Source organism: Aeromonas sp. FDAARGOS 1418 (assembly GCF_019048585.1).
GTDB classification, from domain to species: Bacteria; Pseudomonadota; Gammaproteobacteria; order Enterobacterales; family Aeromonadaceae; genus Aeromonas; species Aeromonas caviae.
In genome coordinates, this window is record NZ_CP077387.1 from 3,554,211 (window position 1) to 3,575,330 (window position 21,120).

A 21,120-nucleotide genomic window follows, 5' to 3' on the forward strand; every position below is an offset into this window, starting at 1 on the left:
CCTCCCATTCATTGAATACACGCGTCGCGCGGGCCGTTGCCTGGCATCACTCCAGGCGCTGGCGGTTGATATCGATCAGGGCCTGATACTCGGGCCCGGGTTGCTGTTCGGCCATCAGCAGCGCCCACAGCAGGCCGATGTAATCGACCCAGGGCAGGAAGGCATCGGCCTGAAATCCCCGGTGCCCCAGCCCCGTCGGTGCCCCGTCCATGGCTTCAAGATAGCAGCTCTCCAACTGGCACCGCTGCTCTTCGCTCCAGCCGTGGGTGCGCTGGATGCTGGCGACCTCGAACCCAGGATGACCGGCGGCGCCGTACTCCCAGTCGATGACCCAGGGCCGCGACCCCAACAAGTTAGCCGGATTGAGATCGTGATGGCAAGGGAGCCAGCAGTCGTCCGGCTCCCGGCTCGCGAGCAGGGCCCGCTCCAGCGCGGGCAGCCAGGGAGGGATATGGGCCAGACGCTGCCGATAACCGCCGCTGTGGGCCCGCACCGCCATCACCACGGTCGGCACCGGCAGGCGGTGCAGCCGTACCAGCACCTCCGCCATCAGGCGGGGTTGCGCGGCGAGAGGCGGCGCCTGCTCGGCCCAGTTGGGTTCGTCGCACCACGCCAGCAGCATCAGGCCGGTGGCGGGATCGCCGTGATGACAGGGCAACGCCAGCCCCTGCCCCACCGCCCCCTGGTAGAGCTGCCACTCGGTGGCCCGGTCGATGCCAAGGCGCACCGGATCCGGATGACCGCGGCGCAGGAAGGCCTGCTCGCCAGTGGGGAGGCAAAGCCGGTAGTTGCCGTTGGTCAGGCCCTGACCCAGCGGCTCAAGGCGCCCCTGATCCCAAGGCGCCGGCAGGCTGGCGAGGAGCGCCAGCTCCGCCAGATCCCCCTGCCCCCGCGGGTCCTCACCAGCCAAAGGTGGACTTCTTGGCCTGTTTGCGGATCTCTTTCTGATCGGCCCACAGCAGTTCGCCGTTCTCCACATCCATCAGGTTCATGGTCATCTGGTAGTAGACGTCCTTCACCTTGCCGTTGTCCTTGACGATGCTGGCGAGGTTGCCATAGACCATGTAGCGGGCACCGGTCTGCTTGCCGAGCCGCACCATGGTGGCGGGATCCACCATGCCGCTGCCCTGCTGGTATTCGAGCTGCTGCTTGACCGCCGCCACCTTGCTCATGTCCACGAAGCGGAACTTGCCCGAGCGCAGCAGCTTGGTGCGGATAGTGTCGGTGATGGCCTCGGTATCGATGTGCTCCGAGGTCTTGTTGCGGATGGAGTCCATGAACATCACCGGGCGGCCCCCGGCGGTGATCTCGCTGGTGGCCGGGGACGCCAGCATGGAATCCGCCATCTTGTCGGCGATGGCCTGCAAGTCGGAGGAGCCGTAATCGACGGTCACCGTCTCGGTCTCGGTGGGATCGCCATAGCTGACGGTGGTGCTGGAGCAGCCGCCCAGCAGCAGGGCGCCGGTCAGGATCAGCAGGGCATGATTCATTTTCATCAGTAGGATTCCTCCATCACTTCGCGAACGTAAATCCGGTAACCCCGTGCAGCCGGGCTCGGCGCCAGGGCGGACAGGGTGCGGGTCTGGTAGCCATGCAGCTTGAGTGGGGTCCAGCCGCGGCCATCGCTGGCCACCTCCTGCCCCGCGTCGTCATACCAGTAGAAGAGATATTGCAGCGTGTTGTCACCACGCTGGGTGCTGGCCGCCGCCACGTTGACCTGCAACAGGCCGTTCTGCTGGCGCCGGCTGAGTTCGGTCAGGGTGACGTTGACGTTTTGATGCTGCTCGGCCACCGCCGCCGCACCGGCCGCGCCATAGAGCGCCACGCCGGAAGTATTGGTGGCACAGCCCGTCAGCAGCAGAACCAGGCCCAGGGCCAACCCTTGTGCTTTCATCTTGTTCTCCTTGCCGGTGGCCGTCGGCCCGACCGGTCATTCATCTGAGTTGCCATATCCGGTTCCCCCTAGAGGGGCATCACCCGGGTCGTGAGACCGCTCCCCAGGCGCTGTACCCACACCAGGGTGGTGCGCCCGGCGTGGACGCTGAGTGGCAGGGTGCGCATGGCGCTGCCCGCCCCCAGGGTCAGGGTGACGTTCCCGGCCGGGACCATCCCCTGCCAGCTCGAGGCCTTGGCGGGCAGCGTCAGCCAGCTGCGGGTATCCGCCCGCTCCGAGAGGGTGTTGAAGATCCCCACCAGGATGTTGCCCACATTCCCTCCTTCCTTAGCGGCAGTGCGCCGCACCTGCTCCTTGGCCACCAGCCGCAGGGCCTGCCGGGTCAGCATGCCAGGCAGCCGCTCCTGCAGATCCTTGGCCGCCAGCGCCTCCAGCCTCACCAGCTCGCTGGTCTGCGCCACCCCCTTGCCCACCGACAGGGTGAGCGGGGCGCCGTCGCTGGCCCGATTGTCGTAATAGGGCACCGCCACGGTAAAGGTACGAAAATCGCCGCTGGAGGTGGAGATGGGCAGCGGCAGGAAGAGCTCCCGGCGCGCCGGGATCAGGCCATCTTCAAACAGCACCACCAGCTGGCCCTGATCCTTGGCCAAGGGCGGCGCCTTGCGGCCCATCCGTTGCTCGGTCTCCTTGAGCTCCTCGGGAGAGCCGCGAAGCCGGGCCAGGCGCAGCAGGGCATCCTGCAGGCTCTGGTTGTCCGGCGCTATCTGGTAGCCGCGCTGGTAATCGACCCAGGCGTCGTTGAGATCCCCGGCCGCCTCGTAGAGCACGCCGGAGAAATAGAAGGTGTAGGCGTTCTGGAAACCGTTTTTCACCTGGCCTATCAGACGATCGAGCTCGGGGGCGCCGCGCGACATCAGCTGGCGCATCTCCCCGGCTTCGTCCTCCTGCTCCCCCTCCTGCGCGGCCTTGCGCACCTCGTCGGCCCGCCGTTTAAGGGCCTGCTCCTGCACCTGGTTGGCACGGCGCACCTCTACCAGGGCGCCGTCGGCATCCCCGCGCTGCAAGTAGTTGAGCGCCAGATAGTGGTGCAGCATGGTGCGCTCGTAATCGGGCGCCTGGTAAGCCAGGGTCTGATCGTTGGTGAGCAGGCTGCCCGCCTGGGCCAGTCCCTGGCTCAGGCGGTACTCGGCCTGATTGTCTTCCCACGCAAGCCGGCTGTCGGCGGCGGCAAAGGCCTGCTTGCTGGGGCCGTCCTGACCCGCCAGCCAGGCGATGCGCCCCTTCTCCAGCTGGTCGAGCACGAAGGTGTCGTCCCCCGGGGTCGATTCGCGCACCTCGGGCAGGGCTTCGGCGGCATGGCCCAGCAGCAGCTGGTTGCGCAGAGGCACCATCTGATCCGAGTAGGAGACGAACATGTCTTTCCACTGGGAGGCACAGCCTCCCAGCAGCAGACCGGCCAACAGCAGGCCGGTCGACGGGACGAGGCGCATCACAGGCTCAGCAGGGGTCCCAGGGGCTGGCCACCGACCAGGTGCAGGTGGATGTGATAGACCTCCTGCCCGCCGTGGCGGTTGCAATTCATGATGAGGCGGTAGCCGTCCTCGGCGATGCCCGCGTCGCTGGCGAGCTTGCGGGCCACGGTGAACATCCGGCCCAGCGCCAGCTCGTGATCCGGCTCCACGTCGTTGACGGTGGGGATGAGCACGTTGGGAATAATCAGGATATGGGTCTTGGCTTTGGGCTGGATGTCGCGAAACGCGGTCACCAGATCGTCTTGATAAAGGATGTCGGCGGGGATCTCCTTGCGGATGATTTTGCTGAAAATGGTTTCTTGCGCCATGGGTAACTCCTTTATAGGAAAAAGAAAATTCAATACAAAGCTCAAGCGGCTCCCAAACAGGCCGCCGCAACGCGCCAAGTGTGACACAAGCCGACATTTGGCACAGCCGTTGTCCCAATCGCTTCAGTTATTGTGAAGAATACCGATAGCGAGGAGACGTCCCGCGAACCACAACGGCATCCCCTTCGGGGCATGCAGGGTATCAAAGGGACGGGGTACTCAGGCAAGGGACTTTTGCACAGACAGCGGGACAATAATGAAACAAACAATGTCAGACCTCTCGATCCTACAGAGAGTCTATCTGGGCTTTGCCATCCTGGTCACCGTCATGGTCGCCAGTGCGGTACTGACCTTTCGCGGCCAGAGCGAACTCAGCGGCGCCCTGGATCAGGTGACCCAGGAGTCCATGCCGCTGGTACTCGCCAGCAGCCAGACCCAGATAAGCCTGCTCAGTGCCAACAAATGGCTCACCGACGTGCTGACCGAGCAGGATCTCAAGCAACTGCCGGCGGAAGTGGCCGAGTTGCAACAGGCCAAGGGCCAGGTCGACAAGATGGTCGCCAGCCTCAAGCAGCAGGTGGCGGTTCATCCCCAGTTGCAGGCGGACATGACTGCCCTCGTCAAGCTGGTGGATGACTACCTGCAACTGACCCAGACCCTGCCCGGCGAACACGAGGCCCTGCTCACCCGGCTGCACAAGGTCAATCAGGCCAAGGGCCAATTCCAGGTCAGCCTGCCCCAGTTCAAGAAGAACCTGGGGGACATGATGGTCACCATCGACGACAGCTTTATCAAGATGCTCTCCGAGACCCTGACCACCAAGCTCTCCGCCATCGAGCTCTCCACCATGGATGCCCTCAACCAGAGCATCCCCGCCCCCATCGAGGCGGCGCTCAAGCGCAACAAGATGCAGATCGAGGGCTTCAACAGCACCATCAAGGATCTCCAGGGAGAGCTCAAGGATTTCGACAACAACATGGGCCACTACGTCCATGGCTTCGTGCGTGACACCACGGGCAATGACGGCGTGCTCTCCCAATACCTGGCCCTGATGAAGCAGCAGCAGGCCATGCGCGAGCAGAGCAAGCAGGCGAGCCAGCTCATCCTCAGCATCCAGAACAAGCTGGAGGGGATCACCGCCCAGAGCCAGCAGCTGATGAACGCCAGCATCCAGGCCTCCGATCGGGTGCAGACCCAGAGTACCCTGACCCAGGGGATCAGCATCGCCATCGCCATCTTCGTCGCCATCCTGGTGGCCTTCACCCTGGGCAAGGCCATCCGCCGCCCCTTGAAAGAGCTGCTGCGGGTGCTGACCGAGGTGACCCAGGGTGACATGACCCAGCGCGTCGGCTTCAAGAGCCAGAACGAATTCGGCCAGCTCGCCAGCCAGATCAACCTGTTGATCCACCAGATGGGGGATGTGCTCAAGCAGCTCTCCCAGGCTTCGACCCAGCTCAACAGCGCCGCCCACGACAACCGCCACACCACCGAATCGGTGCGGGCGGATCTGGAGAAACAGCGTCAGGAGACCGCCTCGGTCGCCGCCGCCATGACCCAGATGGAGGCCTCGGTGCGGGAGGTGGCCCAGGCCGCCAACCAGACCCTGGAGCGGGTGCAGGATGTGGAGAAAGCCTCCGAGATGGGGCGCAAGGTGATGGCAGGCAACATCACCACCACCCACCAGCTGGCGGGCAAGCTGCAGCAGACCGGCAAGGTGATTGGCGACGTGAGCGCCATGAGCGGCCAGATTGGCAACATCCTCGACGTCATCCGCGGCATCGCCGAGCAGACCAACCTGCTGGCCCTCAACGCCGCCATCGAGGCGGCCCGTGCCGGCGAGCAGGGACGCGGGTTTGCGGTGGTGGCCGACGAGGTGCGCAACCTGGCTGGCCGCACCGCCCAGTCCACCAGCGAAATCCAGACCATGATCGAGAACCTGCAGCAAGGCGTCGCCCGGGCAGTCAACGTGATGCAGGAGTGCTCCCGCGAGATGGACAGCTGCGTGGATCAGAGCTCCCAGGCCAACAACGCCATGGAAGAGGTGCAGGGCATAGTGGTGCTCATCAGCGACATGTCCAGCCAGATAGCCTCCGCCGCCGAGCAGCAGCAGGCCACCAGCGCCGACATCGCCACCAACCTCAACCGCATCTCCGACATCTCGGATCTCAACTATCAGGGCATAGAGCGGGTCGCCGAGACCAGCCAGCAGCTCGACTCCCTTGCCGAGCAGCAGGAGGGGCTGGTCCAGCGCTTCCGCCTCAGTGCCTGATGGCCACGACCCGATACGACAAGGCCCCGCATTAGCGGGGCCTTTTCATGGCAGCGAAGAACCTGGATCAGGCGTAGGCGATGGCGCCCTTGCCGACCCCTTCATAGGCGACAATCTTGACGAACTTGTCCCCTACCTGCTTCTTCACCTCTCGGGCGATGTAGTGGGCCAGCAACTCGATGGTGGTGTCGGTGTCGATCATCTCCACCTCCGCCGCCGGCATGGCGAGCTGGAACAGCCCCTGGGGCGCCACGTACTTGAAGCCGATGTAGTGAGCGTCCCCTTCTTTCAGTGACGCCTCGGCCCGCTCGCTCAGGGCGAGTTCGCCAAGGGCCACCCTGTCCTCTTCGGTGCCCAGGTAGATGTCGGCCCAGCGCTCGGCCCAGTTGAACTCCAGCTCCTCGTCACGCTCCCCGTCCACCAGGATCTCGACGGGAGAGCGGTGGCCGTGGGCGATGCGCTGGCAGTTGCCGTCGTGCTTCTTGAGGCCGTGGCTGTAGTGGTAGAAGGCGCCCTCGATACGCTCCGAGCGCAACGTCAGGGAGAGATCCTTGATGTTGCCCGGCAGCCGCTTGGCCAGTACCCCCAGCAGATAGCGGGTCACCGACTCCTTGTCCACCTGGGGGGCGGGAATGAAGGCGAAGCCCTGGGTCGGGCAACGCAGGTGAATGGCGCGACCCGGACGCAGCAGATCCACGGTGCTCTCGTCGTTCTCCAGCGCGTGGACATGGACCAGGGAACATTCCGTCGGCACCAGCAGCTTGTGATCCACCTCTTCATCGATGATCGACTTGATGAGCTTCTTCACCCGACCGAAGTCCAGCAACATGCTCATCTCGTTGAGCTCGCCACTCATCTCGATGTCCACCAGCCAGCTCTCGCCCACCATGCCGCGGCGCTCGCATAAATAGCTGGAATCGATCACAGTCAAATCTCTAACAAATAACTTCATTACTCAGGCCTTGCTACAGAGAAAGTGCAGTTTGCGATATTATGACCCCGGATTATCGGCAAAGGAATGATTGATTTCTATCAGGATCCATTGCCAAGCCGCTTGGCATAAGGCTTGAGGCCAGTTTTATTGCCTCGGATGTATCCCATCAAACACCGCATTTCCCCGTATTTTACCCCTCTTTTTGCCCCAAAAATGCCCCAAGAAATTACCTAAGAATCTCGTATCACGCAGGCATAGAAAAGCCCGCGCAGTGGCGGGCCAATCCGAATCCTTCCGCATCACGCTGACGCGGTGGCTTCATCGCGAAGTTTTTTTAGAATGCGCGCGATCTTGCTTTCCTCCTCAGGCGCCAGGTCCAGCGTCTCAACAAAGTCTTCCAGTTCGCTTAGCAGTGATTCCATCCGATTTCCTCCTAGCTCTCCCAGTCTCTCGACTGTGAAATACTGTATACCCATACAGTGCATTTCTTGAATTTATCATTTTCGGACTGATTTGGGTATTAAAAATGGGGCCGCAGCCCCATCAGTATCAGTCAACTTTGTCAGGCATCATGCGCTGGATCCTGTCAACAAGCGCCCTGCGCTCCTGGGGACAGAGATCGATAACCTCCAACTCTCCCAGCAGTGCATTCAATTCATCCTGTAGTTGGGCGGCGCTCATTGCAGACCTCCCGGCGCTTCATGTGAGTTGATGAGTGGGTGTTCCTGTTTCATCACCTTGAGCATGTCGCAGGCGTGCTCATAGGTCAGGCTTACCCGCTCCATAGCGATATCTTTCAGGCCGTTGCTATTGTCGTCGTAGACCTTGATACCGCTGATGATCAATTCAACCTCGGCGAGATACCAGGCAGCCCATTGCAGATCGGTCCACTCAGCGCCATCACCGATCGGTTCCTGCAAAGCAGGGAACGGTACAACCTTGTTGTCGCTCATGCGGCCCCCTTGATCACTTTGTCCTGGGTGAACAGCCCATCCCAGTCCTTCTTCATGGGCAGTTCGCCTTTCAGGTAGAGTTGGTAGATGCGCACCGCCCCCTTCTGCAGCAACACGGGCGTGAATCGAACAAAGGGTTCGTGCCCATGCCCCCTGATTTCCAACTGCTCTTCAGTGAGATAGCGATCGCGCTTCTGGGACTTGACGCGCCAACGATTACTTTTCCCGGAACGGCTCTCATTGAACAGCCAGCCGCGATCTTCAAAATAGGCGCACACCTGATGTACATTCACGCCGTTGAGCATCTTGCAGAACTGCGGGATGGTCATACCCTGGCGGAACAAGCTTTCCAGTGAGTGAATCTGCTCCTGCTGCTGCTTGTTCTCGATGGCCAGCACCTGACCGCGCTCATATTCCTCCGCCCAAGCGCGAGCTGCTGCAGCTGGATTGCTGAAATCAGGCAGGTTGGCGGCCGGTGCGCCATAGCTGCCTGTCTTGCGAATGCTCGGCAGCACTTCGGAGGTGACCCAGCGCTTCATCCGCTTGGCGTTCTCCAGCTTGGAGCTAAGGATCAGCGAGTACAGGCCAGACTCGTTGATGCAACTGACCGCTTGAACGCCACCTTTGGTAAGGGTGTCACGTTTCGTTACGTCCTCTTCATCAACGTGGTCAGCCAAGGCTTTTCGGCTATTGGTGTAACCAAGAGCCTCGCACACATCCTTGGCAACAAACCAAGGCTCGCCCTGCTCATCGGTGATGATGCGGATCTGGTAGTTCTCGAAAGACTTCATGATCAGGCTGCCGCCGTCATTCTGCGGCCCTGCCAAAACTTTGGTTTGCGGATACTGTTGTTGTATAGTCATACCGTAATCCTTACTTGGTTGTTGGGTTTACATTCCTCGGCCTTGACGGCTCCACCCGTCTTGGCCGAATTCTTTCTGGCATCAAGCCAACTTACCTTCATTTTTCAGCGCCTCCTTCAATCGCTGCACGATCTCGGCATTCATCGAACGGCCATTCTCTTTTGCCAGCTCCTTAACTCTCTCCCGAAAGCCGGGTGGCAGCCGCACCATAAACTTGTCCCAATCCCTCACTCTGCATCTCCTCTATGGATGATGGCCCTGTGCCACCATCGTGAGATTATGTCAGCTATCTAGCACTGTCAATACAAAAGATGGCTCTGTGCCACCATTGATGTATGTCACCGTGCCTGTATGCTTCTCTTATATGTTTAAGCAAACGTAAGTAGATGATGAGTAAGAAAAGTACCGTTCCAACCAGCCGGGAATCAGACAAGTTTGTACTCAGGCTGCCTGACGGCATGAGGGACACTATCTCTGAGTTGGCAAAGGCAAGTGGCAGATCCATGAACGCCGAGTTGGTTCATCGCATCCAGCGAACCATAGACGAAGATACCGCGCTTGCTGAAAGTGGTGTGAAAATCATTGAAGGAATGAAGATCATTGAAGGTCTCAACCTCGATCGCTCCGCACTTACACTGCCACCCGGCACCGTCCTCACGCCTCACGAGATCGACAAGGATGATCCTCGCTATACCCCTTACGTTCGGCGCGAGGAAATACAGGAAGTGCTGGACTACATCAGGCAGGAAATGAAAAACAAGAAGAGCTGATGTGATCGCAGTCACTGACGCACAGCCTCAAACGATGCAGCATTTGATTTTTGCAGATAGAAAAGGAGAATCTTGATGCGTGTAGCATTCATCGCTGCGCTGGTGCTTTTGTCTGGTTCAGTATCAGCAGACTGCATTGGAACTGGTAATTTTAAGACCTGCTATGACGATAACGGGAATACATATACCGTTCAGAAATTTGGCAACTCTACTTACGTCAACGGACAGAACCCCAGCACGGGATCAAGCTGGAATCAGCAGAGTCAGCGACTTGGCAATAGTACCTATACCACCGGCCAGGATGCTGATGGTAATTCGTGGGATAGCACCGCAACCAAAATGGGCGACTCTACTATAATTAATGGCTCAGATAGTGATGGCGATTCCTTCTCCGTTATTTGCAATGAGTATGGGTGCTACTAAATGATGTTTCGATTAATTCCACTAGCCATTGTTTTCTCATTGCTAAGTTTTAGTTCACACGCAGTATTTTACTCAGGAAATGATATTCTTGACCGCTGCTCTAGTGATGAGAGGAGTGATAATCACTTTCAAAAAAATGCTTTTTGCATGGGGTATCTAGTTGGGGTTTATGATAGCTATGAAGGCATAACAATTTGCCCGGAGAATAACGCCAAAAATATAACAATAGGTCAGTTGCAGCTAATATCAGTTAAATATATGCGAGAGCACCCAGAAAAATTAAATGGGCCGGCGATAGATTTAATTGAGCAAGGCCTTAATCAAGCATTCCCATGCAAAAATAAATAATTAAAAGAGCTGAACAAGCGCTACAACGGCAAATCCAACCAGGGCAATGAAAAAGCTGAATGCCATAAAGGTCTCCAAGCTCTCCCGGTTGGATTTGCTGAAACACCAACACCCGGCAGCAAAGGGTATCAGCGCCAGGGTGAAGCTAAAGCTGAACGCCTTGAGCGCCACCACCATCATTATCAACGCAAACAGTATCCACATGGTCAGGTCCTCACTGGTCAGGGCCCAGCTTACCCCCTGTTGTCCGGGGCAAGCCAGGGCCGCTATTCCCCCCTTACTCCCAGTTCGCCTTGTTCTTGTTGACCGCCAGATACACCAGGTCATTACGGCGGACCAGCATCTCATCGATGCGCCGGCGCTTCTCTTCTGCGGTCAGTGTGCGGTCGCGCTGGATCAGCTCGATCTTGTTGCGCACCACCCGGACCTGCTGCTGAGTGCGGCTCAAGCTGCGGCGCGACTTCAAGATCCCACCCTGCTCCTCCAGCAGCTCGCGGGCCTTATCTGTGAGCCCCTCACTGCGGTACTGGTCAACGGTGCGCTTGAGCTGATTCACCTCGTTCAGCATCCGGTAGAACTCCTCCATGTGCTGGGTGGACTTTGCAGGGCCAGTGCCGCGATACACCGCTTTCACAAGCGGGATCTCGTCTGCCCGCCAACTTGCCGACTCCCCAGGTCGGGCAGCCCGGATCACACCGTCGGCGGCAGCCATCACATAGCTTCCCATTGTGCCGGTGTAACCTACCACCAGGTGCTCAAGCTGCTTTGGTGAGAAGCCAGTGAGCTCCCCCAGCTCGCGCATCAACAGGCTGGTTTGCTCGTTGTAGCGAGCCTCTGCCATCACAGCCAGATCCTGCGGGCCGTCGATAGGACCTCCCCGGAAGCTGTCATAGTTGAAGGCGGCCTCCACCATCGGCTTGACGATCTGGGGGGTCGGGTTGAGGGCGAAGGTGTCGCCAATCGCCCTGGCCACGGCCTTGCCGAACTGAGCCCCGGTATCCTTGTCACCCAGGGCCCGCACCATGCGCTCGGGAATGGTGCCGAACAGCACACCAATCTCGAACGGCTTGGGGATCCGCCAATGGTGCTCGCCAAGCCAAAAGTGCCAGTTGGCGTCCTTGTCCCAGTCCGGCAGCTCCTCATAGCGCTCGTCGTCCCAGTTGTGGGCCAGCAGCGCCAGGCTCGCTGCCGTGATCAAGCCTGCACGCTTGGCAATGGCTCGCGGGTTGTCTCGCAGTTCGCGGGTCAGCTTGCCGAGACCCTGTACCCGGGCATTGAAGAACGGCAGTACCTGGGTCATGACTTGCATGGTGCGAGCCGCCCCCAGCATCGAGAAATCCATCAAGTCCTTCGATTCGAATGCTGCCTGCGCGTGGCTCTTGCCGGCCTTGATGGCGGCATCATAAACGGCCTCACGGTTACCGTTTTCAACCGCCTCACCCACCCTGCTGTATTTCTCCCATGCGTCAGCCACCACACCCTTGGCATGCGCCGCATTGCGGATGATGCTCTTCTCGTAGCGGGCGATTTGCTCCGGGGTCATCCCCTTGCGGCGCAGCGACTTACGCACGGTATCGGCCATGGCCTCCGGGTCATTGCCATTCACGTAGCCGCCCAGGAAGGAGGCTCCGCTGAACATCACGTCAATGGTGCTTCCATCCATGGTCAGGGTCTTTTTCACCCCCTTGATGGAGTCAATCATCGGCTTGAAGCCGTCCTTGCTGATGGCCCAACTGGAGAGGGAGTCGCGCAAGAAGTTGCGCAGCATGAACTCCGGTGAGGCTGTCACCCCGGCGGTGAGCAGGCGCTTGGCTTTGGCGGCCATATTGACCATGGTGCCGAACGGCTTGCGGTCGAAGAAGGTCATGGCGCGATAGAGGTCCGGATCCTCAACCCGGATCATGTAGTCCTCCCCCTCCAGCTTCACGGTGATCAGGTCTTTCCCATTCTTAAGGGCACGCCAATCCATCATGTTGGGTTTGGCAACCACCTCGATGATGCCGGTGTCAGCCAGGTTCCAAACGGTCTTTTGGGCTGCCATGTTCTTCATGGAGGCATCGATCAGCTTGGATGTGGAGGTGAAGATGTTCTCGAGCAGATCGGCGGTGTTGGCCTCTCCGCCCTTGAGCTTCTTGATGCCGGCATTCTGGTTTGCAATCCCCTTTGGCTTGAAGGGGGCCAACACGTCGCCATCCTCCGACTCACGGAAGAAGGGGATATACCACTCGCTTTCGAACTCGGCCCTGGCCTCCTTGGTAAAGAGGCCCGCCTCTTGCGCCAGGTCCAGAGTGGCGGCATTGAGCCGGTTCCAGCGCGCCTTGGCCTCAAGGAAGACCTTCTCCTTACCCTTGCTCAGCCCTTTGAGGGAAGCAATGTCCTGTTCGCTCAGCAGGTTCTCGCGGCCCTGCCCCATCAGGAGCTCGGCCCGGTGGCCAGCCATCCACCCCAGCCAGTTGTGCAGGTCCTTGCCCAGGTCGGAAAAGATACCCAGCAGCGCATCCTTCTCGTCAGTACCCGCCTTGCGCTGGATCACTCCATCCCGCCACTCCGGCAGACCATAGAGCATGGTCGCCTGCATCGTAGAGGCTGCGCCCGTCGCCATCCGTGCGGCCACATAGCCGGAGTCTGCCGCCTCCGTAATGCCGGCAGCATCCTCTGCATACTTGATGGGAGCCAGAGCGTCGAGTACCTCTGTGTTCGCTTTCTTGATGGCGCGATCAACCCATGAGCCGACCACGCCGCGGTCAACTTGACGGAGCTTATTCAGGTTGGTTTTGGTCGTGTCGATGATGTCGGGCTTGGGTCCCAGGTTGAGCTTCTCCATGGCCGCATCAGCTGCGGTACTGGCCTGGCTCATCTTGATTCCGCCTTTCTGGGCTGGCTGCTCGGCTTCCTGGCTGAACTTCTTGCCGCCATCCGGCCCGCTGTCGTCTGGGCCGCTGCGCTGCAGCTTCTTGCCCAGCCCCTCGATCAGGGAGCGCGTCTCCGCGGCGGTGATGCCATCTGGCACAAAGCCAACCGCACGCAGCGCCCGGGTGACCATGGCCACGACCCGATCCCAGGCACGGCCCCAAGCCCCCTGCTCCAGCTCGGCGAGGTGGGCCACCACTTCTTCGGCTTGGGTGCCGATGTCCTCATCGGCGTAATGGGTGTTCACCCAGTCCCACACCGGCTTCATGCTGGGGTCCTTCTGGGATTGGATGAGGCGGCTCATCAGCTTGGTGTATTCCCCGTCACCCAGGACGTTGGCCAGGCCGTAGTGGGCCAGCACCTCATGGCGCAGAATCTCGCGCATCCGCTTGGGGTCGGAGATGGTATCTGCCGCCACGTGGAGAGTGCCGGCATCGTCGTCGAATGCAGCGCGGCGGATCAGCCCCTCCTTGGCTTCCAGCCCCAGGGCCCCTTCAAGCTCCCCCTGGGTGGCGTGGATCTGTACCTTGATGCCGCTCGCCCCCCGGTACTGCTTGAACCAACCATGGGAAACCAGCTCAGCCTCTTTACGGGTCAGGTGCTTGGCCGGCTTGTTCCCTTGTGCCATTGCCTGCTTTGAGAAGCGGATTATGCGTTCAGGCTTGTCATCCTTGGCTGGCTCATCGGCTTGCTTGCCGATCACCTCTTCGCCCGTGCGGATGTTCTGGCGGGTGCGCTTTCCGCTGCGAATGCCTTCACCAACAGCCCGGATCAGGCTATCGAGCTCGTGCTCCTTGATGGGGCCCTTTGCCAAACCGGCCTTGCGCAACATGCGGGAGAACTCGGTCTTGATACCGTTCCATGCCTGGATGGTGCGCGACGGCAACTCGTTTTCAGTAAGGTGGGCAAACACCTCTTCCGCCTGGTGCTGCTCACTTTTATCGCCATACATCTCCGGGCGGGAGATTTCTGACCAGGCAGGAGCAAGCCATTTCTCACTTTTGGCATCACTCAGCTTTTGGAGGAGAGCTCGCTTATTTTCAGGCGTAAACGTGTCCAGGCCATAGTGACCCAGGACCTCATGACGTAACGTAGAGACGACTTCCGCTTTTGCTCTTTCAACTCCTCCCATACCCTGTTCATTTCGTGGCGCAGGTCTGTTCTGCTGTAAAAGACGGGGATCTCCAGATACCCCTCTTTCTCCCCCTGCGCCTTCGTGAACACCCTGACGCCCGGCTCTGCGGGTGATGCTGTCTGCGATGAGGTGGACTTGCTGCTTGCCGGGGAGGTATCCCCCATCCCGCCATCCAATTTGCTCGGGGCTGCCTTCTGGTCCATAAAGGTCCTCTTGAGTTTGACCAACAATAAAGTCGAGTGACTGAGCCCCTTTATACTCACGTCTAAAGTCAGAAACAATCTGAGCCACATCGTCAGCGGACAGCCCCTCTCGCTGCTGAGACATGCGGACTTTCTTGGCGACTGGCTTGGTGGTATCCCCCTCCTTCACCCAACGCTTGAAGTCCTCCACTGGCATCGCCTTGATGGCACCCAGGCCTTGCCAGCCCTCCTCGTAATTGCCAAGGTAGCCAGCCCTGGCGGCCTGCTCGTCGGCAAAGCCCATCATCACCTTGTGCTCGTCAAACTTCCCGGTTTTGGGGTCCACCTGGTCCACCACATAGACCGTCTCACTATCCGGCTTATCGCCGATGAACACATCGACATGATCGCCGTCCGCCCCCAGGGTACGCTTGATATAGCCATAGTCATGGGTCATGGTTGACTGCCACGCTTTGCCATCCTGAGCGGTACCGGATCTGGTGGAGCCTTTGGGGTTCTCGAGCGCAATATCCAGCCCCTGCAGCTTGATGTGCCCCTTCTTGTAGTTCCCCGCTTCCTTCTGTGCTTCGGTGGGCTCCGGCGCTATCTCGGCGCGGGCCGCTTCAATCTGCCGCACCGGTTCACTGGTGGCAGGCGTGGTGAGCTGTCGCACCTTCGCTACCGAAGTCGTGGACACTACCAGGCCACCCTTGCCCGGGATCGCCTTCACGCCGTTATCCTTCGCCCACGACTTGAGGGCCGCCACTTCCCCTTCCAGGGTGATGGTGCCGTCAGGGTTATCGATCATCCCCGACCAGGGTGTCGGCACTGCCGCTGGCCCAGCAGTCGCGCGGGCTTGCTCAGGTTGCCCCCCTTCAGATACAGCAACCCCGGCAGGTGCCGGGGCTGTCAGTGCATTTTCCTCTCCTGGTTGGGTGACAGGTAAAGGTGTAAGAGGAGCACCATCTGCCGGATCTCCGGGTCCAGCTCGCTCCGCGAGTTCGGCAGTGGTTTGTCCAACACCTGTTGCAACCGGATCGCCTGCGCCAGGCTGATCACCTGATCGCTCATTGCTGATTTCAGGTATCGGGGTAGGCTGGCCATGGGTCACCTCGGATTGTTCGCTGGAAGGGATAACATCGCGGTAGCCGGTATCGACGGCCGGTGCGAGTTGTTGGGGCTGGCTGGGGGTGGGCTGTTCGGTCCTCACCTGCTCCACTTCGGCTATCTCGGCCACGCCAAAGCCACCGCCATTGAGGGGGACCGGGATTTCCTTGCCCTTGCGGCTGGCCATGGCAGCCTCTTTCTCGCTGGCGAACGGCTTGCCTTTGCGGGTAATGCGAAGGGTCTTGAGCGGGCCCAAAATGGAGTCGGGCTCAGCACTGGCGGGCGCATCATCCTTGATATGGGTTGCATCCGGCTGACGGTTATCGGCGCCGTATATCACATCGCGGTGCGGGAGCTCTGTGCCCACCTCGCGGGACTCGCCATCGATCACGGCTCCCGGCAGCTCGCCGGCAGGGTGGGCGGTGGCAGCCTCAGGCGGGAGCAGATCCCCCTCCTGCCCGTTCTGCCAACGGGTCCGCTCACCACCTCGAAACTGCGGGCCAGGGCCTGCCTGTTGGTCATCATGATCCCCTGGGGCTGCCACAGCCTCCCCCACTGGTTTGGCATTCGCATCGCCGGCGAAGATCACATCCTTGAGCGGCAGGGCTGGGCGCTGGTTCTCCATGGCTACCTGCTGGGCGCTCTTGTTTCCTGTGAACGGGTCAACCCCGAGATCCCCAGCCTGGGCGAGTTCATAAAGGCTCTTGCCCTGGTCGCCAGCCTGCATCTGGGCCGTGACCAGATCCTGCACCGACCGCCCGTACTCACCGGCCAAGGCTCGCTGAACGTCGCTATCCTGCGCCATCCCCTTGAAACGATCGGCGGTATCGTCTTGACGCAGATAGGCGGGAACATCACGCAGCTCGTCAAACTGGCTGCCGCTGGGACCGAGCGGGTTCAGATCTCCCTCGGCCTGCGAGGCGGAGGGCGCCTGCTCGCCACCCTCCTGTGGACCGAATGCAGAGACCGGATCCACTGCTAGGTCAGCAGCGTCCTCCGTCACCGGCGCGGAAGGCTCTGCAACCAGATCGGTCCCAACGCCATCTTCCTGGCTGGCATGCTTACCGCCTCGCGCCCCACCGACAGCACCTACCGCACCACCTGTCCCCATCCCTATCAAGCCGCCCTCGATCGCGCTCGACATGACCCCCTTCATCGGGTCGATATCAGCGGCGGCCACCTCGTTGAGGGATTCGTTGACGGCGTATTGCTGCACCCCCTCCTCCAGGGTTTCGCTGATACCCTCACCTGCCGCACCCTTGGCAGCACCTTTCAGCACTCCACCGGTGGCTGCCTTGCCAGCCAGCATCTTGAACAGCATGGCGTCGCCCATCATGGAGCCCATGGCGGCAGCTACCCACACCTTGGCGTCGCTCATAGTGGCTCGGCTGGCCAAGTTGGCCGTTTCCTCACGGGCCAGCCCCAGCTTTTCCTCATCAGAGAGATGGGCGGTCTGTTGATCCTGGTCGATGCGAGTAAACGACTGGCGGAAGGTATCGCTGCCCGCCAGCTCGTCAAAGCTCATTCCCAGCACAGTGTCGCGGGTGTTCACCCCGGCACTGCCCACCGATCCGGTCGCCCCGGTGGTCACAGCGGCGCCGGTGGCAATTTTGGATACTGCCTTGGCGGCGACCGCTTCGGCTACCTCCTGGGTCGCGCCACGCTTGACCATGGATGCAGTGACAGCCCGGCCGATAGAGGCTTTGGCGGCCACCCCAGTCACCCCGCCAGCGGCGAGTGTCGGTAGCAAAGAGCCAACGCCCTGCGCCATTTTCATCGCCCAGACATCGATATCCCCTGCGCCATCCCCCAGGGTCAACCGGCCTTCTGGCGTTTCATCGACCAGTCGGCGTCCCAGTGCCTCCTTGGCGTCAGCACTCATCCCATCATTCAGAGACTCTGCCCCAGATGCGGCCAGATCGCCTGCACCTGCGACCACATCCAGCAACGGGCTCAGCTTATTGGCCATATTGGCACGAGCCTGTTCCAGGTAGTCGCCCCCCTGCTTCCCGGCATTCTCTTTGCCGAAGTTGCTTGCCTGCCGTGCCAGTTCACCAATGCCGCCCACGAGATCCAGTGCGCCAGCGCCCACCGCCTTAGGATAATCACTCCATTCTGTTTCGAGGTCTCGCTTTGGGGCCGCAGCTGCGGGCGGTGATGAAAGCTGACTGTTGATGCCATCCCAGAACTGCTTTCCTCGAGAGTCAGATTGCAGCGGTTGTGGCAGGGATGCGTCACGGAGACTGTGCTTGTCCATTCGAGTGGCCTCGGCTTTATGCAAAAGAAAAGCCCCGAGCGGCGAACCGTTCGGGGCTTTTGAGATGGGGCGATCAGCATGCAGACTGATCGACGATGGAGAGATGCTAACGCTGGGGTAGGTGAAAGGCAACTATCGGCGAGCCTGGGCCAGGCTCATCGCCTGATAGGCCGCCGCACCATCTGGTGCCTTGTTGAGCGTCGGCTGTCCATTAGTAAATGGTGCAATAACCGTATTCACGGCCGCCTCTTCTGCTGCGCGGTAGTTGTGCGGTTTATTTTTACCCCCTTCCATATTGCGCACCTTCTCAGCAGACACCGCCGCTTGCTTGGCTGCCTCCTCTTTCGCAACAGCTTGGCGCCATAACTCAAAGGCACCGTCCATTTTTTCCGGGCTTTCAAGATAGCTGCCAAGCCACCCCCCCTGCTCAGCCTCCCTCATAAACTGCTGGCGTTCAGGGTTGCTCTGGCTCCACTGCTCAGGATTGACACCAGAGGGTGCCGCACCAGGTGTCCCGCCAGTATTCACCCCGTAGACAGACGGCAAGCTTTCTCTGGCCTCATCAAATGCCGCTTTGACCGTGGCCGGATCCCCGCCATCGGCCAGCGCCTTGGCTTCTTGCTTGTGGAGATCAGCCAGAGCAGCCTTCAGCCCTTTATAGTCAGCCGGTGGATTAACACCTGTCTGTACAAGAAAGTTCTCCCATTGTTCTGGGTTTTGCTGGATCTGCTGGCTGACCTGGCGCGCCTTGCCGAAGTATTGAATTAACCTCTGGGGGGTGAGCTCCTTGACGGGGTCGCCCGGGTCACCAGTTCGGCCCTCAGTTATAGGGGCATCTTTGACAGTTTCTTCACCAGTCTTTGGGTTGATGTAGGTCACAGGGGCCTGAAGGAAGAATGTCCCGCGGCCTGTTGGAACAACCTCCACCTCTCCATATGACTTAATTACTCCTGTGGGGGTGACGGTCCCAATACCTTTTTCGAGATCGCCCTTGACCATATAGGTCAGAGCTTGCGTCACCTCGGAAGTATTAATTGCCTTATGCAATTTCCCCATATCCCAGACCTTGGCGTCCGGGTTGTTAATGATTGCTTTCATCCCTTGATAAACAGTGTCAGAACTCCGGTGCCATTGCGGGTCACCAAACACGCGGTATGGATTTCGCCCGGCGGCATATTCATGGTTCAACAAAGCATCTTGCTCTGGTGTAATTTGCTCTCCTCGCCCCAGCGCTGCTGTCGCCATATTGAACGGCACCTCATTGTCAAGCCACCACTGGTCCCGTTTGTTCTTTGCCACGGCCAGTGCGTGAGACTCTTGGGCCCTTTTATTTTGCTCCACGTTTAGGCTCAGCATCGCGTTGGCGCGCTTATTATCCAACTCCAGTTGTTTTTGCCGTCCTGCGTATTCTAAGTTCCATCTGTCGTCATCAACCTTATGGCGACCTCGGTTATATTTGGTTTCGTCCTCATACCGAACATCATCCTTTTTCTGCCGCTCCTGCTCGTTCTGCCACATGGCATCACGCAGGCTCATGGCCTTATCCATCCGCTCATCTTCTTTCTGGCCCCGCTGATAGCGATCCATGGTGTTGAAGCCAGCCAGAAACCCTTCTGCCAATCCCGATACGCTCATCATGCCTCCTTAAAACAAGCTGTCTGCCAGAAAACCAACCCCAGCACCTGCCAGTGCGCCCAGAGGGCCACCGAGTGAACCCGCCATGCCCAACATGGCGCCCATCGATGCGCCAGTGCCGATGGTGCTCAGGGTTTGCCCCTTGCGAGCGGTCTTGAGACTCTTGTTGGCAGCCTCCATCTCCGACTCTCGGTTGGCAGCATCGCGCAACCCCGCCAGACCTTGCTGGCGTGTCTGGCCGCCGATATCCAAAATGCCGTACCCCATCACACACCCCCTCCGGTTTTGATTGCCTCACGCAGCCCCGCATCCGCGCCGGTCAGGATCCCCATTTGTCGGGTCTGCTCCTGTTCACGAAGGCCGTTCTCGGTACCCGCCGTCATCAGCGCCATGCGCAGCCCTTGGCTGTTATCGTTGGCATTGCTACTGGTACCCAGCCCCATTCGTGCATTGCGGTTGGCCGTGGCCTGCTGAGCAGAGCGGAGCGCGTTGGCGTTGTTCTCATCCACCCGTCCAAGTTGCTCCCGCAAAAGCTGGCCGTTGGTGGCCAACTCCATCAGCTCCTGCTGCTTGGGGTAGAAGCGCGTCTTCCAGTCCTGGTACTGCTCTCGGGTGATTTTGGCGTAAGTGTCTGCGGCGTAACCCATGGAACCCCCTTAGTAACCCTTGCCCTGCAGCACGGATGCTGTCGGGCTGATTTTCTTTATCTCCGTTGCAGCCGGCGCTTTCAGGCTGGCCAGCCCATACGAGGTGGCGGCTCCTGCCAGGGTTCCCACCAAACCAGCCGTCGCCTGCTGGCTTTGGTAAGAGCTCTGTGCATCACTGGTTGCCTTGCGCAAGCTGGTTGTGGCCACATCGCCCATACCAGCCAGCGATTCAGCCTTCTGCCCTGCGCCAATGCTCACCACATCCTTGAGCCCAGCAACATACTTGTCCTGCTGGCTGGACTGTGCGCGGTTAGTGGTATCGGTCTGACTCAGGGCTTGGTCCGTTGCCAGTCCTTCCATCGCCTCCTGGTACCTGCCGCTGGTTGGATCTACTCCACTGGCAGCCATGGAGTCAGCCAGCCCTGCGCGCGATTCACCAAAGGATTGAGCAGTGCCAAGCGCTGCCGTGCCTGCCAGTTTGTCGAACTCCCCCTCACTGTTGAGGTCATCCACCTTCTCGATGAAATAGTCCTCGTACTTCTGCAGGTCGTTCTTGTAGAGATCCCACTGCTCCATGGCCACACCGGCTGCAGCCTTCTGAGCCTCGGTCTCCTGAATTTCGTTCGAGCCACCCTTCCCCATCACCTACACCTCATAGGTTGATCTGAAACACATAGAGCCCATCAGCATCATCCGGCTGACGGGCCCATCCCATTCTTGGCGCAACCTTGAGCCACCCCTTACGCGCCGAGTGGAAGCGCAGCCAGCGTGCCCCAATCAGGCGTGCCAGGCGTTTCACTTCCGGCAGGTGCCGCTCAGGTGCCCCGCCATCCCCCCACCCCACCCAGACCAGGACACCGATCACGCCATCTTCTGCCTGTGGCTTGAGCACAAACCCGTCATCACCACGCAAGAACAAAAACGCCATCCGGTTTCGGATGGCGTCTTGCAGT

Annotated in this window: 21 protein-coding genes and 1 pseudogene; 4 read left to right on the forward strand and 18 right to left on the reverse strand. The window is 59.9% G+C overall.

Going from position 1 to position 21,120, the window contains the following annotated elements:
* Positions 1-46: 46 nt before the first annotated feature.
* The 5 genes from I6L48_RS16430 to hinT all read right to left on the reverse strand — a co-directional run bounded on the left by I6L48_RS16430 (position 47) and on the right by hinT (position 3,734).
* Positions 47-910, reverse strand: coding sequence for a phosphotransferase (locus I6L48_RS16430; protein ID WP_103261853.1), 864 nt, complete (start codon positions 908-910; stop codon positions 47-49).
* Positions 900-1,496 (reverse strand): penicillin-binding protein activator LpoB, encoded by a 597-nt coding sequence (gene lpoB / locus I6L48_RS16435; protein ID WP_010674346.1) that lies wholly within the window; start codon positions 1,494-1,496, stop codon positions 900-902. The genes I6L48_RS16430 and lpoB overlap by 11 nt, the downstream gene beginning before the upstream one ends.
* On the reverse strand, positions 1,496-1,894 hold the full coding sequence (locus tag I6L48_RS16440) for a YcfL family protein (RefSeq protein ID WP_010674345.1): 399 nt from the start codon (positions 1,892-1,894) through the stop codon (positions 1,496-1,498). The genes lpoB and I6L48_RS16440 overlap by 1 nt, the downstream gene beginning before the upstream one ends.
* Positions 1,895-1,962: 68 nt before the next feature.
* Positions 1,963-3,384 (reverse strand): COG3014 family protein, encoded by a 1,422-nt coding sequence (locus I6L48_RS16445; RefSeq protein ID WP_216987460.1) that lies wholly within the window; start codon positions 3,382-3,384, stop codon positions 1,963-1,965.
* A complete protein-coding gene (hinT, locus tag I6L48_RS16450; protein WP_042883127.1) occupies positions 3,384-3,734 on the reverse strand; it encodes a purine nucleoside phosphoramidase in 351 nt (116 codons plus the stop codon). The genes I6L48_RS16445 and hinT overlap by 1 nt, the downstream gene beginning before the upstream one ends.
* A gap of 256 nt (positions 3,735-3,990) precedes the next feature.
* Here hinT and I6L48_RS16455 point away from each other — a divergent pair, with 256 nt between their 5' ends.
* A complete protein-coding gene (locus tag I6L48_RS16455) occupies positions 3,991-6,003 on the forward strand; it encodes a methyl-accepting chemotaxis protein (RefSeq protein WP_042883130.1) in 2,013 nt (670 codons plus the stop codon).
* A 67-nt stretch (positions 6,004-6,070) separates the two neighbouring features.
* Here the strand turns inward: I6L48_RS16455 and I6L48_RS16460 are convergent, their stop codons facing one another.
* The 6 genes and pseudogenes from I6L48_RS16460 to I6L48_RS16475 form a co-directional block, all read right to left on the reverse strand.
* The gene (locus tag I6L48_RS16460; RefSeq protein ID WP_161469925.1) at positions 6,071-6,955 is read right to left on the reverse strand and encodes a 6-carboxytetrahydropterin synthase; all 885 of its coding nucleotides are present in this window, start codon (positions 6,953-6,955) and stop codon (positions 6,071-6,073) included.
* A gap of 281 nt (positions 6,956-7,236) precedes the next feature.
* On the reverse strand, positions 7,237-7,359 hold the full coding sequence (locus I6L48_RS20905) for a hypothetical protein (RefSeq protein WP_302055165.1): 123 nt from the start codon (positions 7,357-7,359) through the stop codon (positions 7,237-7,239).
* A 127-nt stretch (positions 7,360-7,486) separates the two neighbouring features.
* Positions 7,487-7,618, reverse strand: a complete 132-nt coding sequence (locus I6L48_RS20910; protein ID WP_302055166.1) for a hypothetical protein — start codon at positions 7,616-7,618, stop codon at positions 7,487-7,489.
* On the reverse strand, positions 7,615-7,890 hold the full coding sequence (locus I6L48_RS16465) for a hypothetical protein (protein ID WP_216987461.1): 276 nt from the start codon (positions 7,888-7,890) through the stop codon (positions 7,615-7,617). The genes I6L48_RS20910 and I6L48_RS16465 overlap by 4 nt, the downstream gene beginning before the upstream one ends.
* A 482-nt stretch (positions 7,891-8,372) precedes the next feature.
* A pseudogene (locus I6L48_RS20985) lies at positions 8,373-8,687 on the reverse strand (Bro-N domain-containing protein); the annotation flags it as partial.
* 147 nt (positions 8,688-8,834) lie between these two features.
* On the reverse strand, positions 8,835-8,984 hold the full coding sequence (locus I6L48_RS16475) for an Arc family DNA-binding protein (RefSeq protein WP_200871070.1): 150 nt from the start codon (positions 8,982-8,984) through the stop codon (positions 8,835-8,837).
* 155 nt (positions 8,985-9,139) lie between these two features.
* On the opposite strand from I6L48_RS16475, the gene I6L48_RS16480 reads away from it, so the two are divergent.
* From I6L48_RS16480 to I6L48_RS16490, 3 genes are all read left to right on the forward strand, one after another.
* Positions 9,140-9,523, forward strand: a complete 384-nt coding sequence (locus I6L48_RS16480) for an Arc family DNA-binding protein (RefSeq protein WP_216987463.1) — start codon at positions 9,140-9,142, stop codon at positions 9,521-9,523.
* A gap of 75 nt (positions 9,524-9,598) precedes the next feature.
* Positions 9,599-9,946: a hypothetical protein gene (locus I6L48_RS16485; RefSeq protein ID WP_216987464.1), complete on the forward strand. Its 348-nt coding sequence runs from the start codon at positions 9,599-9,601 to the stop codon at positions 9,944-9,946.
* Complete coding sequence (locus I6L48_RS16490; protein WP_216986992.1) at positions 9,947-10,294, forward strand: Rap1a/Tai family immunity protein; 348 nt, start codon at positions 9,947-9,949, stop codon at positions 10,292-10,294.
* Here the strand turns inward: I6L48_RS16490 and I6L48_RS16495 are convergent, their stop codons facing one another.
* From I6L48_RS16495 to I6L48_RS16530, 7 genes are all read right to left on the reverse strand, one after another.
* Positions 10,295-10,498, reverse strand: a complete 204-nt coding sequence (locus I6L48_RS16495; RefSeq protein ID WP_043133156.1) for a hypothetical protein — start codon at positions 10,496-10,498, stop codon at positions 10,295-10,297.
* A gap of 73 nt (positions 10,499-10,571) precedes the next feature.
* Positions 10,572-18,017 (reverse strand): LPD38 domain-containing protein, encoded by a 7,446-nt coding sequence (locus tag I6L48_RS20820; protein WP_254203218.1) that lies wholly within the window; start codon positions 18,015-18,017, stop codon positions 10,572-10,574.
* Positions 18,018-19,520, reverse strand: coding sequence for a hypothetical protein (locus I6L48_RS16510; RefSeq protein WP_216987465.1), 1,503 nt, complete (start codon positions 19,518-19,520; stop codon positions 18,018-18,020). It lies immediately after the preceding gene.
* Positions 19,521-19,529: 9 nt separating this feature from the next.
* Entirely contained in the window at positions 19,530-19,787 is a 258-nt protein-coding gene (locus I6L48_RS16515; protein WP_053288653.1) for a hypothetical protein, read from the reverse strand.
* Positions 19,787-20,167, reverse strand: a complete 381-nt coding sequence (locus I6L48_RS16520) for a hypothetical protein (RefSeq protein ID WP_103858409.1) — start codon at positions 20,165-20,167, stop codon at positions 19,787-19,789. Before I6L48_RS16520 ends, I6L48_RS16515 begins: the two co-directional genes overlap by 1 nt.
* A gap of 9 nt (positions 20,168-20,176) precedes the next feature.
* A complete protein-coding gene (locus I6L48_RS16525; protein WP_210600029.1) occupies positions 20,177-20,809 on the reverse strand; it encodes a hypothetical protein in 633 nt (210 codons plus the stop codon).
* 10 nt (positions 20,810-20,819) lie between these two features.
* Positions 20,820-21,095 carry a hypothetical protein gene (locus I6L48_RS16530; protein ID WP_246875556.1) on the reverse strand — a complete coding sequence of 92 codons (276 nt, stop codon included), beginning with the start codon at positions 21,093-21,095 and terminating at the stop codon, positions 20,820-20,822.
* Positions 21,096-21,120 lie beyond the last annotated feature (25 nt).

Excerpts from the sequence above, each read along its gene's own strand:
- lpoB (WP_010674346.1), bottom strand. The coding sequence starts at position 1,496 with ATGAAAATGAATCATGCCCTGCTGATCCTGACCGGCGCCCTGCTGCTG.
- I6L48_RS16440 (WP_010674345.1), bottom strand. The coding sequence starts at position 1,894 with ATGAAAGCACAAGGGTTGGCCCTGGGCCTGGTTCTGCTGCTGACGGGC.
- I6L48_RS16445 (WP_216987460.1), bottom strand. The coding sequence starts at position 3,384 with ATGCGCCTCGTCCCGTCGACCGGCCTGCTGTTGGCCGGTCTGCTGCTG.
- hinT (WP_042883127.1), bottom strand. The coding sequence starts at position 3,734 with ATGGCGCAAGAAACCATTTTCAGCAAAATCATCCGCAAGGAGATCCCC.
- I6L48_RS16455 (WP_042883130.1), top strand. The coding sequence starts at position 3,991 with ATGAAACAAACAATGTCAGACCTCTCGATCCTACAGAGAGTCTATCTG.
- I6L48_RS16460 (WP_161469925.1), bottom strand. The coding sequence starts at position 6,955 with ATGAAGTTATTTGTTAGAGATTTGACTGTGATCGATTCCAGCTATTTA.
- I6L48_RS20905 (WP_302055165.1), bottom strand. The coding sequence starts at position 7,359 with ATGGAATCACTGCTAAGCGAACTGGAAGACTTTGTTGAGACGCTGGAC.
- I6L48_RS20910 (WP_302055166.1), bottom strand. The coding sequence starts at position 7,618 with ATGAGCGCCGCCCAACTACAGGATGAATTGAATGCACTGCTGGGAGAG.
- I6L48_RS16465 (WP_216987461.1), bottom strand. The coding sequence starts at position 7,890 with ATGAGCGACAACAAGGTTGTACCGTTCCCTGCTTTGCAGGAACCGATC.
- I6L48_RS16480 (WP_216987463.1), top strand. The coding sequence starts at position 9,140 with ATGATGAGTAAGAAAAGTACCGTTCCAACCAGCCGGGAATCAGACAAG.
- I6L48_RS16485 (WP_216987464.1), top strand. The coding sequence starts at position 9,599 with ATGCGTGTAGCATTCATCGCTGCGCTGGTGCTTTTGTCTGGTTCAGTA.
- I6L48_RS16490 (WP_216986992.1), top strand. The coding sequence starts at position 9,947 with ATGATGTTTCGATTAATTCCACTAGCCATTGTTTTCTCATTGCTAAGT.
- I6L48_RS16495 (WP_043133156.1), bottom strand. The coding sequence starts at position 10,498 with ATGTGGATACTGTTTGCGTTGATAATGATGGTGGTGGCGCTCAAGGCG.
- I6L48_RS16510 (WP_216987465.1), bottom strand. The coding sequence starts at position 19,520 with ATGAGCGTATCGGGATTGGCAGAAGGGTTTCTGGCTGGCTTCAACACC.
- I6L48_RS16515 (WP_053288653.1), bottom strand. The coding sequence starts at position 19,787 with ATGGGGTACGGCATTTTGGATATCGGCGGCCAGACACGCCAGCAAGGT.
- I6L48_RS16520 (WP_103858409.1), bottom strand. The coding sequence starts at position 20,167 with ATGGGTTACGCCGCAGACACTTACGCCAAAATCACCCGAGAGCAGTAC.
- I6L48_RS16525 (WP_210600029.1), bottom strand. The coding sequence starts at position 20,809 with ATGGGGAAGGGTGGCTCGAACGAAATTCAGGAGACCGAGGCTCAGAAG.
- I6L48_RS16530 (WP_246875556.1), bottom strand. The coding sequence starts at position 21,095 with ATGGCGTTTTTGTTCTTGCGTGGTGATGACGGGTTTGTGCTCAAGCCA.